General features: G+C 67.5%; 12 protein-coding genes. 7 read left to right on the forward strand and 5 right to left on the reverse strand.

Annotated elements, in window-relative coordinates; genetic code table 11:
• The first annotated feature begins 6 nt into the window (after window positions 1-6).
• Window positions 7-927 carry a bestrophin family protein gene (locus QZM15_RS03635; RefSeq protein WP_302105827.1) on the forward strand — a complete coding sequence of 307 codons (921 nt, stop codon included), beginning with the start codon at window positions 7-9 and terminating at the stop codon, window positions 925-927.
• A 24-nt stretch (window positions 928-951) separates the two neighbouring features.
• Here the strand turns inward: QZM15_RS03635 and QZM15_RS03640 are convergent, their stop codons facing one another.
• Entirely contained in the window at window positions 952-2,982 is a 2,031-nt protein-coding gene (locus tag QZM15_RS03640; RefSeq protein WP_302105828.1) for an FUSC family protein, read from the reverse strand.
• 146 nt (window positions 2,983-3,128) lie between these two features.
• Here QZM15_RS03640 and QZM15_RS03645 point away from each other — a divergent pair, with 146 nt between their 5' ends.
• From QZM15_RS03645 to QZM15_RS03660, 4 genes are all read left to right on the forward strand, one after another.
• Window positions 3,129-4,031 (forward strand): LysR family transcriptional regulator, encoded by a 903-nt coding sequence (locus QZM15_RS03645; RefSeq protein ID WP_226223015.1) that lies wholly within the window; start codon window positions 3,129-3,131, stop codon window positions 4,029-4,031.
• 400 nt (window positions 4,032-4,431) lie between these two features.
• Window positions 4,432-5,991 carry a DHA2 family efflux MFS transporter permease subunit gene (locus QZM15_RS03650; protein ID WP_226223017.1) on the forward strand — a complete coding sequence of 520 codons (1,560 nt, stop codon included), beginning with the start codon at window positions 4,432-4,434 and terminating at the stop codon, window positions 5,989-5,991.
• A gap of 286 nt (window positions 5,992-6,277) precedes the next feature.
• On the forward strand, window positions 6,278-6,610 hold the full coding sequence (locus QZM15_RS03655) for a sugar ABC transporter ATPase (RefSeq protein ID WP_226223019.1): 333 nt from the start codon (window positions 6,278-6,280) through the stop codon (window positions 6,608-6,610).
• Window positions 6,611-6,741: 131 nt separating this feature from the next.
• Window positions 6,742-8,331 carry an ABC transporter substrate-binding protein gene (locus QZM15_RS03660; protein WP_302105829.1) on the forward strand — a complete coding sequence of 530 codons (1,590 nt, stop codon included), beginning with the start codon at window positions 6,742-6,744 and terminating at the stop codon, window positions 8,329-8,331.
• Between the two features lie 112 nt (window positions 8,332-8,443).
• Here QZM15_RS03660 and QZM15_RS03665 read toward each other — a convergent pair whose 3' ends face one another.
• The 4 genes from QZM15_RS03665 to QZM15_RS03680 all read right to left on the reverse strand — a co-directional run bounded on the left by QZM15_RS03665 (window position 8,444) and on the right by QZM15_RS03680 (window position 13,029).
• Window positions 8,444-9,751: an Nramp family divalent metal transporter gene (locus QZM15_RS03665; protein WP_302105830.1), complete on the reverse strand. Its 1,308-nt coding sequence runs from the start codon at window positions 9,749-9,751 to the stop codon at window positions 8,444-8,446.
• Window positions 9,752-9,848: 97 nt separating this feature from the next.
• Window positions 9,849-11,105, reverse strand: coding sequence for an oxalate decarboxylase family bicupin (locus QZM15_RS03670; protein ID WP_059639599.1), 1,257 nt, complete (start codon window positions 11,103-11,105; stop codon window positions 9,849-9,851).
• 337 nt (window positions 11,106-11,442) lie between these two features.
• A complete protein-coding gene (locus QZM15_RS03675; RefSeq protein ID WP_226223022.1) occupies window positions 11,443-12,777 on the reverse strand; it encodes a type II toxin-antitoxin system HipA family toxin in 1,335 nt (444 codons plus the stop codon).
• Between the two features lie 3 nt (window positions 12,778-12,780).
• A complete protein-coding gene (locus tag QZM15_RS03680) occupies window positions 12,781-13,029 on the reverse strand; it encodes a helix-turn-helix transcriptional regulator (protein WP_226223024.1) in 249 nt (82 codons plus the stop codon).
• Window positions 13,030-13,278: 249 nt separating this feature from the next.
• Here QZM15_RS03680 and sapR point away from each other — a divergent pair, with 249 nt between their 5' ends.
• Together sapR and ddpX are read left to right on the forward strand one after the other, a co-directional pair.
• A complete protein-coding gene (gene sapR, locus QZM15_RS03685; RefSeq protein WP_302105831.1) occupies window positions 13,279-14,166 on the forward strand; it encodes a sap1 transcriptional regulator SapR in 888 nt (295 codons plus the stop codon).
• Window positions 14,167-14,182: 16 nt separating this feature from the next.
• Window positions 14,183-14,746: a D-alanyl-D-alanine dipeptidase gene (gene ddpX, locus QZM15_RS03690; RefSeq protein WP_226223028.1), complete on the forward strand. Its 564-nt coding sequence runs from the start codon at window positions 14,183-14,185 to the stop codon at window positions 14,744-14,746.
• The last annotated feature ends 22 nt before the right edge of the window (window positions 14,747-14,768 follow it).

Here is a 14,768-nt window from a genome sequence, read left to right on the forward strand (position 1 = left end):
GCGACGATGATCGTTCGTCCGCGCGAGCACTGGCTGCGGATGCTGCTCGTCTGGAACGGCTCGGTGCTGCCGACCATCCTGCCGCAGCTCGTGCTGACGCTCGCGATCAGCCTCGTCGCCGTGTGGGGCGGCGGCCGCGTGCTCGGCGAGAAGGTGCCGCTGAACCCGACGCCGTTCACGCTGATCGGCCTGACGCTCGCGATCTTCGCCGGGTTTCGCAACAATGCCAGCTACGAACGCTATCGCGAGGGTCGGCAGTTGTGGGGCGGCGTGCTGACCGCCACGCGCACGCTGGTGTCGCAGGCGCTCTGCTACGGCGCGCTCGACCGTGACGACGCATCGCGCCGCGCGTTCGTGCGCACGGTCGTCGCGTTCGTCTACGCGCTCAAGCATCAACTGCGCGGCACCGATCCGGCCGCGGACCTGCGCGCGCTGCTCGACGGCGCCACCCATGCGCGCATCGAAGCTTCCCGGTTTCGTCCGGTCGTCATCGTGCATGCGCTGCGCGAAGCGTTCGCCGCGCGCGCCGATGCGGGCCAGCTCGCCGACACGCGGCTGTGGATGCTCGATGCGCGCCTCGACGAGCTCGTCGCGATGGTGAGCGGCTGCGAGCGCATCGCGTCGACGCCGATTCCGTTTTCATACGACGTGCTGCTGCACCGGACCATCTACGCGTATTGCGTGCTGCTGCCGTTCGGTCTCGTCGATTCGATCGGGGCGGCGACACCCTTCGTCACGGTTTTCGTCGCCTATACGCTGATCGCGCTCGACGCCATTGCGCATGCGATCGCCGAGCCGTTCGGCGACGGGCCGAACCATCTCGCGCTCGATGCGATGACGCGGCAGATCGAGCGCACGCTGCTCGAACTGAACCGCGAGCCGCTGCCGGCCGAAGTGACGCCCGGCCCGTCGTACCGCCTCACCTGACCCGCCTCGCCTGATTCGCGCCGCTCAATCGCGGTGGCCACGCAGGAAGCCGCCGTGCTCGGCGGCCGCGTCCGCGATCCGTCGCAGCAGGACCACGCCGTTCAGCAACGCATGCGCGGTGTCGCCGTCGCGCGCGGCCACGCGACGGCGCAACAGGCGGGCCGCGGCGTCGCAGGTCTGTTCGAGCCGCGCGAAATCCGCCCGTGCGAAGCGAGCGCGCACCGCCGCCGCCGCGCGGCGCACGGCCGGTTCGCGCGTGGCCAGTTCGGCGAGCGACAGCAGGCTGTCGCCGAGCCCCCAGATCGCGAGCAAGTCGCGCATGTCGCGCTCGATCAGCGTCTGCGGCAGGCTGCCCGAGAAACCGAGCTCGCGCGCGAGACGGTCGGCCGTGCGGCTCAGCCATGCGCTGGCGGGCCACGCACGCGGATCGCGCGCGATGGCGGCCAGATCGCGGCGCACCGCGCGATGCAGGCGGCGCCGGCTCGTGCCCGGATCGCCGGGAAACACCAGCGCGAAGATCAGCGCACCGAACGCGATGCCGAGCAGCGTCGCGAGCGCGCTGTTCAGGAACGCGGCGTCGCCGATGCGCGTCGTGTTGTCCGGCGACGTGAAATTCCAGAAGAAGATCGAGAACGCGCTGCCCATTGCAGCCGTGCGCGGATGACGCATTACGATCCCGGTGCCGATCAGGAACACGCCGAGGATGTAGGCGAGCATTTCGAAGCCCGATACCGCCGGCAGCAGAATGAAGTTGCAGACGACGCCCGCGATCGCCGCGCACGCGGTGCCTTTCAGGAAACCGACGGCCGCGCGCACCGAGTTCGGACGGGTCGAGAACAGCGCGCCGACCACGGCCGTGATCGCGACGAAGCCGCCGCCTGACGGCCACGCCGTGAAAATCCAGATCGCCGACGCGGCCAGCACCGCGATGAACGCCCGGATGCCGTTGTGCCACGCGAGCACCGGATCGCGGTGGAACGCGTAGCGCACCCGCGAAGGCGGCAGCTCGGGCTGGTCGAGCAGCGCCCGGCTCGCAAAGGCGCGCTCGAACCCGCCGAGCAGCGCCGCCAGCCGGTCGAGCGTGAGCAGGCGCGACGTGTCCGGCGCAGCCGGCGCGGCGGCCTCGGCGCGCAGCGCGTGGTCCACGCGTGCGCGCAGTGCGGCCATCCGCGGCTCCCTGTCGCCCGATGCGGCGATTCCGTCGAGCACGCGCGCGGCCTCGTCGACCAGCGGCTCCGGCGCATCGTGCGCGCGCGCCGCGTGCTCGCGGATCGCCTGCGCCGCCGCCTGCGCCGTCAGCACGCCGAGCGCCGCCGCGCGCAAATGGCCGATCGCGCCGCGCACCGGCGGTGCGCCGGCCGCCGCATATTCCGCCGCGGTGTCGAGTTCGAGCGCGTCCGCGAACAGCCGGTGCACGGCCGCGTCGTTCGGCTCGCGGCGCAGCGCGCCCGCGCCAACCGCCACCGCGTGCTCGAGATAGCGCGCGAGCCGCGTCCGGACATCCTGCAGCGGCGCGCCCGGCGCGAACACCGTGTCGAACAGCGCAGCGCACAGGATGCCGACCACCACGTACAGGAACCGCGCGACCGCGATATCGAATGCGTGCAGCGGCGCCGATACCGCGTCCATCGCGATGATCGCGGCCGTATAGCCGGCGAGCACCGCCGCATACGCGCGGAAATTCCGCTGGAACGTCGCGACGCCCGCGCACAGGCCGATCCACGCGGCAAGCGCCGGCAGGAACAGCTCGGGGGTCTGCGCGAACGCGCCGGTCAGCGCGAGCGCGACGGCCGCCCCGATCGCGGTGCCGAGAATCCGGTACTGACTCTTCGACAGCCCCATCCCGCGGCTGCCCTGCGCGACGATCCACACGGTCGACGCAGCCCATTTCGGATCGTCCAGATTCATCCGGAACGCGATATAGAGCGCGAGCAGCGACGCGGCCGTATTGCGGAGTGCGAAGGCAAGCGCGCCGGGCGGCAGCGTCGGCCGCGCGTCGCGCAGCGCGGCCCGGACGGCCGCGAGCGGCGGCATGCTGGGGAAGGCGAATTTCATGCGGCGAGCATACGGTCGCGCGCCGGCCGCCACTACGGGGCAGCGGCGGGATGCGTTATTGCGCCGGGCGGGATAATCGGCTCGACCTGCAGCGATCCGGCCCGCGACGGTAAGATGCGCGCAGGCCGAACACTGAAACGAATCGCATGGACCTCGAGAGCATCCGGATATTCCTGCGCGTGGTGGAACGCGGCAGCTTCACCGCCGCCGCCACGCAACTCGACATGCCGCTCAGCCGCGTGAGCCGCAAGGTCAGGCAGCTCGAGGACGACCTCGGCGTCCAGCTGCTGTACCGCACGACGCGCCGCGTGTCCGTCACCGAAGCCGGGCGCGACTATTACGAACGCTGCCTGCGCGCCGAGGAGATCCTGCTCGACGCGGACCGTCAGGTGCGCGCGCTGCGCACGGAACCCGAAGGCACGCTACGCGTGCTGGTGCCCTACGCGATCGGCCTGTTCGAACTGGAACCGGCGCTCGCCGAGTTTCGCCGGCGCTACCCGCTGGTCCAGCTCGTGCTGATCTACGACAACAGCGCGCTCGATCTCGTCGAACACGGCTTCGACGTCGCGCTGCGCACCGGCGTGCTGACGGATTCCGGCTATGTCGCGCGCTCGCTCGGCTGGTCGCACGCGAAGTTCGCGGCCAGCCCGCACTATCTCGACCGCGCCGGCCGGCCGCATACGCCGCAGGATCTCGCCGATCACGACATCCTGTTCGTCGGCCGCGACACGCCCGGCCTGACGCTACGCCTCACCAACGCGGCCGGCGACGTCGCCGACGTGCCGGTGCGGCCCGTGCTGATCTCGAACGAATCGGTCACGGTGCTGCACCAGGCCGCGAGCGGCGGCGGCATCGCGCTGATTTCGACCCACTTCACCACAGGGCGGATCGCGAGCAACGAACTCGAAATCGTGCTGCCCGACTGGCATCGCACCGACGACGTCGAGCTGCACGCGCTCTACCCGAAGCGCGCGACGCTCGACAGCAAGGTGCGCGCGTTCGTCGAGTTCCTGACGGAAGTCTTCACCGCGTGGCGAACCGCGCCGTAGGCGCCCGTCATCGATGCACGGCCATGACATTATTGCGGCGCAGGAAAGGAATTAATGAGCACGCGAGCGTTGATCGCCGCTCACCGCATCGGTAGCCTGTGGCGATGAAAAACCATCACACACGCTACGGCAGCCACGTGAGCGCTGCCCGCCGACGCGTCACGCGCGTCGCGCCCTCCTGACCGGCCTGCCTGCTTGCCGAAGCCGTCACGGCTTCGCCGATCCGATTGAACGCCTGAACCGCAACGCTGCGCGCGAGCGGCCCTCCGCTTGCCGGGCCGCTCGCATGCCGTGCGTGTCGCCCGCATCGCGGCTCGCCCGCGCAGGCGCCGCACGCGCGTGCGCGGCAGCCGCCGGCACGTGCGCCCCGCCGGGCCACCTTTCATCACGCAGGAACACCATGTCATCTCCGTCACCCCAGGCGCCGCTGTCGGGCGGCAAGCTCGTCATCGGCACGATCGCGGTATCGCTCGCCATGTTCATGAACGTGCTCGATTCGTCGATCGCGAACGTCGCGATCCCGACGATCTCGGGCGACCTCGGCGTATCGGTCGACGAAGGCACGTGGGTGATCACGATCTTCGCGGCCGCGAACGCGGTGTCGATTCCGCTGACCGGCTGGCTGACGCAGCGCTTCGGCCAGGTACGCCTGTTCGTCATGTCGATCCTGCTGTTCGTGTTCGCGTCGTGGCTGTGCGGGATCGCGCCGAACCTGCCGACGCTGCTCGCCGCGCGGATCCTGCAAGGGGCGGTCGCGGGGCCGCTCGCGCCGCTGTCGCAGGCGCTGCTGCTCGGCGCGTGGCCGCGGCAGAAGTCGTCGACGGCGCTCGCGCTGTGGTCGATGACGGCGCTCGTCGGCCCGATCGCGGGGCCGTCGCTCGGCGGCTGGATCACCTACGACTACAACTGGTCGTGGATCTTCTACATCAACATTCCGGTCGGCTTCTTCGCGGCGGCCGTCACGTGGTTCGTGTTCCGCGATCGCGAATCGGCCACGCGCCGCCTGCCGATCGATACGGTCGGCCTGCTCCTGCTCGTGCTGTGGGTCGCCTCGCTGCAGATCATGCTCGACAAGGGCAAGGATCTCGACTGGTTCAATTCGCCCGTCGTCGTGGCGCTGGGCATCGTCGCGCTGATCGGCTTCGCGTTCTTCCTCGTATGGGAGCTGAACGAGGCCAACCCGATCGTCGACCTGCGGCTCTTCACGCAGCGCAACTTCGCGGGCGGCACGATCGCGATCTCCGTCGCGTACGGGATGTTCTTCGGCACGCTCGTGCTGCTGCCGCAATGGATGCAGGGCTATCTCGGCTACCGCGCGGTCGATTCGGGGCTCGCCACCGCGCCGCTCGGGGTGTTCGCGATCCTGCTCACGCCGGTCATGGGGCGGCTGCTGCCGCGCACCGATCCACGCTATCTCGCGACGCTCGCATTCGTCGGCTTCGCGGTCGTGTTCATGATGCGCACGACGTTCTACACCGACGTGTCGCGCTGGGATCTGGTGCTGCCGACGCTGCTGCAAGGCATTCCGATGGCGATGTTCTTCGTGCCGCTGACGTCGATCATCCTGTCCGGGCTGCCGCCGGACAAGATTCCGGCCGCGGCCGGCCTGTCGAATTTCGGCCGCACGTTCTGCGGCGCGGTGGGCACGTCGCTGATCAGCAATGCGTGGAACGACCGCACGATCCTGCACCACGTGCGGCTCACCGAACAGGCGAGCGTCACCAATCCGGTCTTCACGCAACAGCTCGACACATCCCGTTCGCTGCTGCACCTGAGCCCGGATTCGGCACTCGCGTTCTTCAATGCGTCGGTCGATTCGCAGGCAGCCGTGATGGGATTGAACGACATCTTCTACGTGTCGGCGATCATCTTCATCGCGATCATCCCGCTGATCTGGATCACGAAACCGGCGCGCTCGGGCGGCGGCGATGCCGATGCGGCGGCGGCCGGCGCGCATTGATCCGCAGGCGCGGCGGCGCCGGCCCCCACGCCGGCAGCGCGACGACCTGGCGATCCGCCGGTCACGACGACAACGGAAGCAAGCGCCCGTCCGGCAGCGGGCGCGGGTTGTATCGAATCGTTTCAACGCGCCAACGGCGTCAAATGCTGCGGGTATACTCCGTCGTCAGCCGCCTGTTGCATCGTCGTCCGTCAAAAGCGGCCGGATTCCGGGCGGTTTCGTCGCGAAGCTTCGCGTTTCGCCACCCCGCGCCCCAGCCTCGATACGAGACACCCGACGACCGACCATGAAACGATTCCTGCTGCTCCTTCCCGCCGCCCTGCTCGCCGCCTGCGGTTCCGCGCCCTCGTCCGATTCGGCCGGCTCGGGTGCCGCGCCGATGATTTACGTGTCGTCGCAACGTCCCGCCTACGCGATCGCCAACTGCCTCGACAGCCGCCTGTCGGGCACCGAACAATCGCAGCACAACGGCGTGACCGACATCGCCGTCGGCTCGAATTCGTACTTCGTCACGCTGACGCCGTCGGGCAACGGCTCGGTGATCAAGGTCGTGCGCGGCTCGGGCAACGAACCGGCCGAGGAAGCGATGCGCTTCGCGGTCGCGCGCTGCGCGATCTGACGCCCTTCGGCGCCGGGCGCCCGCCCGGCCTGCCTGCCGCTGCGCGCCCACCGGCGCACCCGCCGAATATTTTCATCCGGGTGCCCGTCGATGAGAGAATCGCACCACGATTCCCTTTCGATGGAGCCCGCATGAAGCACCTGCTGTCCCGGCTGTTCGTCAGCGCCGCGCTCGTCGCGCTTGTTCCGGCGCTGCCGGCGCAGGCAGCCACGCCGCCCGGCATCTTCGTCGTCGCCACGCAGCTCGGCGAATTCACGACCCTGGATCCGAGCGGGATCTACGAGCTGGTGCCGTCCGAATACGTCGCGAACACCTACGAACGGCTGGTGCGCGTCGACCTGAAGAACCCGACGCGCTTCGACGGACAGATCGCGCAGTCGTGGACGGTCGGCGCCGACGGCGTGACCTACACGTTCAAGCTGCGCCCGGGCCTCACGTTCCATTCCGGCAACCCGGTCACCGCCGACGACGTCGCGTGGTCGCTGCAGCGCACCATCCTGCTGGACAAGGGGCCGGCCGGCGTACTCGCCGATCTCGGCCTCACGAAGGCGAACGTGACGCAAAAGGTGCGCGTAGTCGATCCGCAAACCGTCGTGCTCGAAACCGACCGCAAGTACGCGCCGAGCTTCGTGCTCAACGTGTTGAGCGCGTGCCCGGCCTCGGTCTTCGACAAGAAGCTGCTGCTGTCGCACCAGCAAGGCAACGATTTCGGCAGCGGCTGGCTGCGCACCAACGACGCGGGCTCGGGCCCGTACCAGCTCGTCAAGTGGACGCCGAACGAGAGCATCGTGCTGCAGCGCTTCGACACATACCGCACGCCGTACGCGATGAAGCGCGTGGTGCTGCGCCACGTGCCGGAAGCGTCCGCGCAACGGCTGCTGCTGGAGAACGGCGACGCCGACGCCGCGCGCAACCTGAGCCCCGACAGCCTCGCCGCGCTGTCGAAGGCCGGCAAGATCAAGATCGCGTCGTGGCCGGTGTCGGCCCTGCTGTACCTGAGCCTGAACACGAAGAACCCGAACCTCGCGAAGCCCGAGGTGCAGCAGGCGATGAAGTGGCTCGTCGATTACGACGGCATCCAGCGCAACATCGTCAGCACGACCTACAAGGTGCATCAGACCTTCCTGCCCGAAGGCTTCCTGGGCACGCTGAACGCGCGGCCGTACAAGCAGGACGTCGCCAAGGCGAAGGCGCTGCTCGCGAAGGCCGGCTTGCCGAACGGTTTCGACGTGACGATGGACATGCCGAACGACTATCCGTACCTCGAGATCGCGCAGGCGCTGCAAGCGAACTTCGCACAAGGGGGCATCCGCGTGAAGCTGATCCCGGGTGACGCCAAACAGGCGATCGGCAAGTACCGCGCACGCCAGCACGACATCTTCGTCGGCGAATGGTCGCCCGACTACATGGACCCGAACAGCAATGCGCGCGGTTTCGCGTGGAATCCGGACAACTCGGACCAGTCGCCGACCAAGATGCTCGCGTGGCGCAACAGCTGGGACATTCCGCAACTGACGAAGGACACCGAGGCCGCGCTCATCGAGCCGTCGCCCGCGAAGCGCGCGCAGCGTTACGAAGCGCTGCAGAAGGCCGTGCTCGCGAACTCGCCGTTCATCATCATGTTCGAGAAGGTCGTGCAGGTCGCCACACGCCCGGGCGCGACCGGGCCGGAAATCGGGCCGATCAACGACCTCGTGTCATACCGGACGCTCGCGAAGTAATCGCGGCCGCCCGCGCTGGCCGCGACGCGCGTCGGCGGCCGGCAGTGCCACGCGATCCGGCGGCCGCGCGAGGCGCCGGACATGCGGCCGCAGGCGGCCGGCCCGCACCCGTTCAATTGAATGCCGCCCATACCAGGTACGCATTCAGCCCGACGATCACGACCGTCGCCGCGCCGGCGACGATCCGCAGCGGCATCCGCATCGCGTAAGCGCCCATCACGTCCGTGCGCGCCGACAGCAGAAGCAGCGCGATCATCGGCATCGGCAGCACGAAGCTCAGCACGACCTGGCTGGCCACCATCGCGCGCGTGACGTCGCAGCCCAATGCCACCACCACGAACGCGGGCGCGATCGTCACCGCGCGCCGCACCCAGATCGACATGCGGCGGTGGATGAAGCCCTGCATCACGACCTGCCCCGCCATCGTGCCGACCACCGAGCTCGACACGCCCGACGTCAGCAACGCGACGAGAAACAGCGCGCCGGCCGCCGGCCCGAGCACCGGGATCAGCGTGTGATAGGCGTCGCCGATGTCGGTCATGCCCGGCGCGGCCGCATGAAACGCGGACGACGCCATCATCACCATCGCGAGATTGACGAACCCGGCGAGCCCGAGCGCGACCACGACCTCGCGGTTCGAGAAACGCACGAGCCGCCGCCGCTCGCCGTCGTCGCGCGGCGCGGTGCGATCCTGCGTGAGGCCCGAATGCAGATACAGCGTGTGCGGCATGATCGTCGCGCCGATGATGCCGACCGCGATCGTCAGCGCCGCATGATCCGGAATCTGCGGGACCACCAGATGGAACGCGGCCGCATGCCAGTCCTGCGGCGCGATCAGCAGTTCGCCGAGATAGCACGCGCCGATCACGCCGACCAACGCTGCGATCGCCGCCTCCAGCGGCCGGAAGCCGCGTTTTTCGAGCGCGAGGATCGCGCAGGTCGCGAACGCGGTCGCGATCATCCCCGCGAACAGCGACAGATGGCACAACAACCCGAACGCGAGCGCGCCGCCGAGGAATTCGGCGAGATCGGTCGCCATCGCGGCGATCTCCGACGCCACCCACATGCCCCACACGACCGGCGCGGGGAAGCGGTCGCGGCACAGCTCGGCGAGATTGCGGCCGGTCACGATGCCGAGCTTCGCCGACATCGCCTGGAACAGCATCGCGATCGCGTTCGCGGCCAGCACGACCCACAGCAGCCGGTAGCCGTACGCGGCGCCGGCCTGGATGTTGGTCGCGAAGTTGCCGGGATCCATGTAGCCGATCGATGCGATCACGGCCGGGCCGACGAACGGCAGCAACGCGGCGACGCCGGTGCGGCGCCCTTCCAGCGCGGCACGCGCCGCGCCGTCGGTCTGCTCGGTGGACAGTCCCGGCAGCGCAAAGCCGCCGGCAGGTTTGCTCGGGACGGGAATCATGGCAAGTATTCCGTTCGAATGAGGACGGCTGATTCAGGGATCGCGCCCCGCCACAACCAGCATGCCGCGTGCCGGCCATGGCAGGACGCCGGCGGCGTCACAGCGGCACGACGTCGGGACGGTTGCGCGGAAACCGTGCGATCACGTCCGGCGCGATGTTCAGGTGCGCTTCGACGAGCTTCGGCGGCGTGTGCGCGAGCCAGTCGGACAGCGACACCTCCGCATAGCGGTCGGTCTTGAAGATCTCGAGGAATACGAGGTCGGTCTTGCCGGTGTTCTGCACGTAGTGCCCGAGGCTCTTCTTCACGTAGCCGACGTCGCCCGCGCGGAAGTCGGCCGTCTGCGCCTTCGGCCCCGTGTCGAACACGGTCATCCGCGCCTCGCCTTGCAGGTAGTACTGCCATTCGTCGGCGTTCGGGTGCCAGTGCAACTCGCGCATGCCGCCCGGGTGCACGGTGACGAGCGCCGCCGCGACGGTCGTGGACACGTTGAAGTTGGTGCTGTCCGCGATCCGCACCTCGCCGCCGCGCGTCTTCCTGACCGGTTTCATGTCGCCGAGCGAAAAGACGAACGGATGCGGCGGCGCGCCCGCCGACGCGGCCGACGCACGCTGCGCGTCCGCAAGCGGGCCCGGTTCGTCGCCCTGGAAGATCCACAGGTTGTCGAGCGGCACGTTCCGGAACGCATCGGCCGGCACGCCGAAGTTCAGCGCGAGCACGTCGGGCGGCGTATGCGCGATCCAGTCGGTCAGCAACAGCGTGTTGAATTCCGATGCGCGGCCGTTATCGAATGCGAGCAGGAATTCGGCGCCGTCGCTGCCGATGCCCTGCAGCGAATGCGGCAGGCCGGGCGGGAAATACCAGAGGTCGCCGGTCTTGACGTCCTGCACCGACGGCCGCCCGAGTTCGTCCAGCACCGTGATCCGGCAGCGGCCGTCGAGCATGATCGCCCACTCGGCCTGCTGGTGCCAATGCATCTCGCGAATGCCGCCGCGCGTCAGGCGCATGTTGACGCCGGAAATGGTTTCGGAAATCGCGAAATCGTCCTGTGTGACTTCGCGCGCCCATCCTCCATTCTGAATGCGTTTATGCGCATTATTGAAAGACGCCCAGAATAACGGCATCCCGTTGATATCGGTGGCCGGCGGATCCTGAAAAGACGGGAATTGATTGGCGATGGCCGGATTTTTAGGCCCCGGGTCGGTCAGGCTCTGGCGGTTGCGCGCATTCACCGCGCCTTCCGGCGGGCTGTCAGGGTTACCGAACGAGGCGGCCTTGGCCGTTACCGCGATGCCCGCGGCGGCAATCGCGCCGGCCGTACTCGTCAACATCTTGCGTCGAGAAAGATTCGTCATGATTTCCTCTTCATTCGTGCAATCGAGATAATTTCCATTACGGAATACTTGCCGCTTTTTCGAATTACCGAAAATCAAACATCCCGTGACGCAAGTTAAATACAAAACGACCTAAAAATTAAATGAATTATTGAGCTTGATTGATGATTTAAACTGATCGACTTTAATTTTGTAATTATTGCGATGCAGCAGAGGATAAATGGAGGCAAACAGCGCTCGATATGCGCGCCGCGCGATTGCCGCCCGATGCCATCGATTCGGGTTTCCTGGCGCGCAAACCGGAACGGAAAATGCGGATGCGCCGGCTTTCACCGGCCCGGAGCGGAACCGGGACCGGTCACTCCCGCGGCATGTCGGCGAGTCGTTGCGCGGCGAAGCGCAATCCGCCGAGAATGCGTTCGGCGATCCTCGCCGGAAATCCGGCCGGCAACGTCGCGCCGACCGATTCGATCACCTGCGGCGTCATCGCAACGAGCCGTTCGACGATCGGTGTCGCGATATCGCCAAGCAGGCAATGCTCCGCCATCGCAGTGAAGTGCCGGCGCGTGATATCGCGCATCGCGTAGTGCTTGCGCTTGCCGTGCATCGCCATCGCGAGCTTCGCCTTGTGCCACGACCACTGGTTCGCGCCATCTCCCTCGACCGGCCAGATCGACATCACGTCGTAGAGCGGTGTCAGACGGAAGCGGCCGCCCGGCAGCAGGCGCAGACTGAAGTTCTTCGCATGCCCGTCCGGTGCGGCAAGCATCCAGAACACCACCAACGCGGTGAACAACGTGTCGAGGTCGGCCTGCGCCGTTTCCGACCGGCGCAGGATGCCGGCCAGATCGGGCACCCCGGGGCCACCCTGCGATTCGTATTTCAGATGCGGCGGCACGCCGAGCGCCTGACAGAAATCTTCTTGCGGCAAGCGCAACAGCCAGCCGCCGTCACGATGCAGCGCGCGATCGAAGCGCGCGACCGACAGCACCTTGTGTTCGCCGAAACGCACGATGTCGGCCTCCGCCGTCGGCAGGCCGAACGCACGCAGGATCGCGAGGCACAGCCATTCGTTTTCGACGGATGTCGTCAGATCCGCACGCTTGTTGCCGACCAGCCCGAGCGGCAACTTGAGAATATGCGTCGTCGGGGTCGCGCCATGCGGACGCATCCATCGCCCGTCGTGAAACAGCAGCGCGGTCTTTTCCTGCGCGCCAGCCAGCGACAGGCGAAAATCGTCGTCGTCCTGCGCGCCGCCCGCCGCCCCGCTCGCCTGATCGAGCACGCGCGCCACGTCGTCGTCGGACAACGACGTGCCGTCGATCCGGTCATGGCCGGCCGGGGTTTCATCCTCGCCGAGCAACTGCACCGCGCCGACGCAGTCCCGGCCGAGCGCGGCGAGCAGATCGAACGGCTCGATCGTCGCCGTGCCGAACCGGGATGCAAGCCGGCGCCGGATCGCGTCACTGTCGGGCAGCAGATTGTCGAAGTAGTGATTGACGCGCGCGCCGCGCAACGGCGCATCGCCGACGCCGAACGGCAGCGACAACGACAGCGGGCGGCCGACGTCCGACTGTTTCCAGCCGGCGTCGTACAGCAGTTCCATGTCGCCGCGTGCGGGAATCCGCCAGATTCCCACCCGCAAGCCGTTGGCCCAGATCGATAGCGCGCGGCCGTGCGATTTGCGTCCCATCGATTACCACTCGACATTGGCAGCGTCGCGCCCGTCCTTCGTGCGGATGCTGAGCTCGAGACCATACAGCGCGGTCAATTCGAGCAACTGCTTGAGCGACAGGCTTTCGGTGCGGGTCGTTTCGAGCGACGACAGGCGCGATTGGCCGACGCCGATGCGCGCCGCCGCTTCGGCTTGCGTCAGCCCCTTGGCCTGACGCGCGGACGACAGGATTTCACCCAGTTGCACGGGGGTATTGACGATGAGATTCACGGGGTGGGCTCGGTATGCAATCAATGCAGTATATCTCTGTCAGGCATAACCGCAAATTATTTCTGCCAGGAATAAATGCACGATAGGCCTATCAGCAATAACAGCGATCCAGCCCTGTTTCTCCGGTCGATGTCGTTGCCTGCCCCTATCATCGTGAGCCAGCCATAGTTTTTATTCGCTGGCGCCAATGATTTTGGTTTTGTCAGATAGATGACATCGAATCATCAAATGACAACGATCTAACAACCGATGACCTGCGCCTTCGCCCACACCGTCGAATCCCGCTTCGCCGAGCTGACGCCGACCGCCAAGCGCATCGCGAGCTACATGCTCGCGAACCTCGATCGGCTCGGGCTCGAGACGGCCGATCAGATCGCGCAGCAGACTGGTACCAGCGGCATTTCGGTCGGGCGTTTCCTGCGCAGTGTCGGTTATCGGAATCTCGACGACCTGAAACGCGAACTGCGCGGCGGCGGCGATCGCCCATGGATGATCACCGACCGGCTCGACGAATACCGTCGCGTCACCGGCACGCAGCCGGCCGAACGCAACGACAGCGACGACGGCCGCGACGGCACGCTCGCGTCGTCGCTCGAGCGCGAGCTCGACGCGATCCGCCACGTGTACCGCCTGGCCGAAGGCCCGGTGTTCGCGCAGGTGGCCGACCGGATCGCCGATGCAGACGCCGTATTCATCCTCGGCATCCAGTCGACGCGCGGCATCAGCAACGCATTCAGCAGCTACCTCGAATACCTGCGTCCGCGCGTGTTCTATTCCGACGGCCAGTCGGGCTCGTACGTCGATTCGCTGAACTCCGAATTCGAGCGGCCGTACTGCATCGTCACCGACACGCGCGCCTATTCGCGCAGCGCGCGCCGCTATTGTCAGGCGGCCGCCGAGCGCGGGCAGCCGTTCGCGCTCGTCACCGATCTGTATTGCCCGTGGGCGCGCGAATGGCCGGCCGATCTGCTGCAGGTGAAAACCGACGTCGGCCAGTTCTGGGATTCGCTCGCGCCGCTCACCTGCCTGTTCAACCTGCTGATCACCGCCGTGGTCGACCGCCTCGGTCCCGCGATCGACCGGCGCGTCGCGCGCAACCGCGAACTGCAGCGCACATTCGACCAATTCGAATCCTGAGCGAACCGGACCGCCGATGAACCCTCACCGCCTCGTCGAAATCACGCCCGCCACGCATCGCGTCGACATCGATCTCGTTTACGCGACCGAGCGCAACCTGACCGGCAAGCCGATCTACCGCCACGCGCACTGTCTGCTGCTCGAGCCGGCCGAAGCCGCGCTGCGCCGCGCGGTCGACGTCGCCGCGCAGGCCGGCTTCACGCTGCGCATCTACGACGCCTACCGGCCGCCGCAGGCGCAGCAGGTGCTGTGGGATTTCCTGCCCGACCCGAACTTCGTCGCCGATCTCGGGCGCGGGTCGAACCACAGCCGCGGCACCGCGCTCGACCTGACGCTCGTCGGCGCGAACGGCGAGCCGCTCGACATGGGCACCGGCTTCGACGAGATGGTGGCCGCGTCGGGTCACTTTCACGCGGGGTTGCCCGAGCCCGTGCAACGCAACCGGCTGCTGCTGCTCGGCGTGATGCACGCGGCCGGCTTCGCGCACATCGACAGCGAGTGGTGGCACTACGAGCTGCCGGGTTCGCACGCGTTGCCGCCGATCGACAATGCGGCGAGCGGCCCATGGCGCCTGATGTGACGACGCCGCACGCCCCCTTTTT

Origin of the sequence: Burkholderia sp. AU44665 (assembly GCF_030504405.1) — a bacterium.
GTDB classification, from domain to species: domain Bacteria; phylum Pseudomonadota; class Gammaproteobacteria; order Burkholderiales; family Burkholderiaceae; genus Burkholderia; species Burkholderia semiarida.

Excerpts from the sequence above, each read along its gene's own strand:
- QZM15_RS03635 (WP_302105827.1), top strand. The coding sequence starts at position 7 with ATGATCGTTCGTCCGCGCGAGCACTGGCTGCGGATGCTGCTCGTCTGG.
- ddpX (WP_226223028.1), top strand. The coding sequence starts at position 14,183 with ATGAACCCTCACCGCCTCGTCGAAATCACGCCCGCCACGCATCGCGTC.
- QZM15_RS03660 (WP_302105829.1), top strand. The coding sequence starts at position 6,742 with ATGAAGCACCTGCTGTCCCGGCTGTTCGTCAGCGCCGCGCTCGTCGCG.
- QZM15_RS03675 (WP_226223022.1), bottom strand. The coding sequence starts at position 12,777 with ATGGGACGCAAATCGCACGGCCGCGCGCTATCGATCTGGGCCAACGGC.
- sapR (WP_302105831.1), top strand. The coding sequence starts at position 13,279 with ATGACCTGCGCCTTCGCCCACACCGTCGAATCCCGCTTCGCCGAGCTG.
- QZM15_RS03650 (WP_226223017.1), top strand. The coding sequence starts at position 4,432 with ATGTCATCTCCGTCACCCCAGGCGCCGCTGTCGGGCGGCAAGCTCGTC.
- QZM15_RS03655 (WP_226223019.1), top strand. The coding sequence starts at position 6,278 with ATGAAACGATTCCTGCTGCTCCTTCCCGCCGCCCTGCTCGCCGCCTGC.
- QZM15_RS03645 (WP_226223015.1), top strand. The coding sequence starts at position 3,129 with ATGGACCTCGAGAGCATCCGGATATTCCTGCGCGTGGTGGAACGCGGC.
- QZM15_RS03665 (WP_302105830.1), bottom strand. The coding sequence starts at position 9,751 with ATGATTCCCGTCCCGAGCAAACCTGCCGGCGGCTTTGCGCTGCCGGGA.
- QZM15_RS03640 (WP_302105828.1), bottom strand. The coding sequence starts at position 2,982 with ATGAAATTCGCCTTCCCCAGCATGCCGCCGCTCGCGGCCGTCCGGGCC.
- QZM15_RS03670 (WP_059639599.1), bottom strand. The coding sequence starts at position 11,105 with ATGACGAATCTTTCTCGACGCAAGATGTTGACGAGTACGGCCGGCGCG.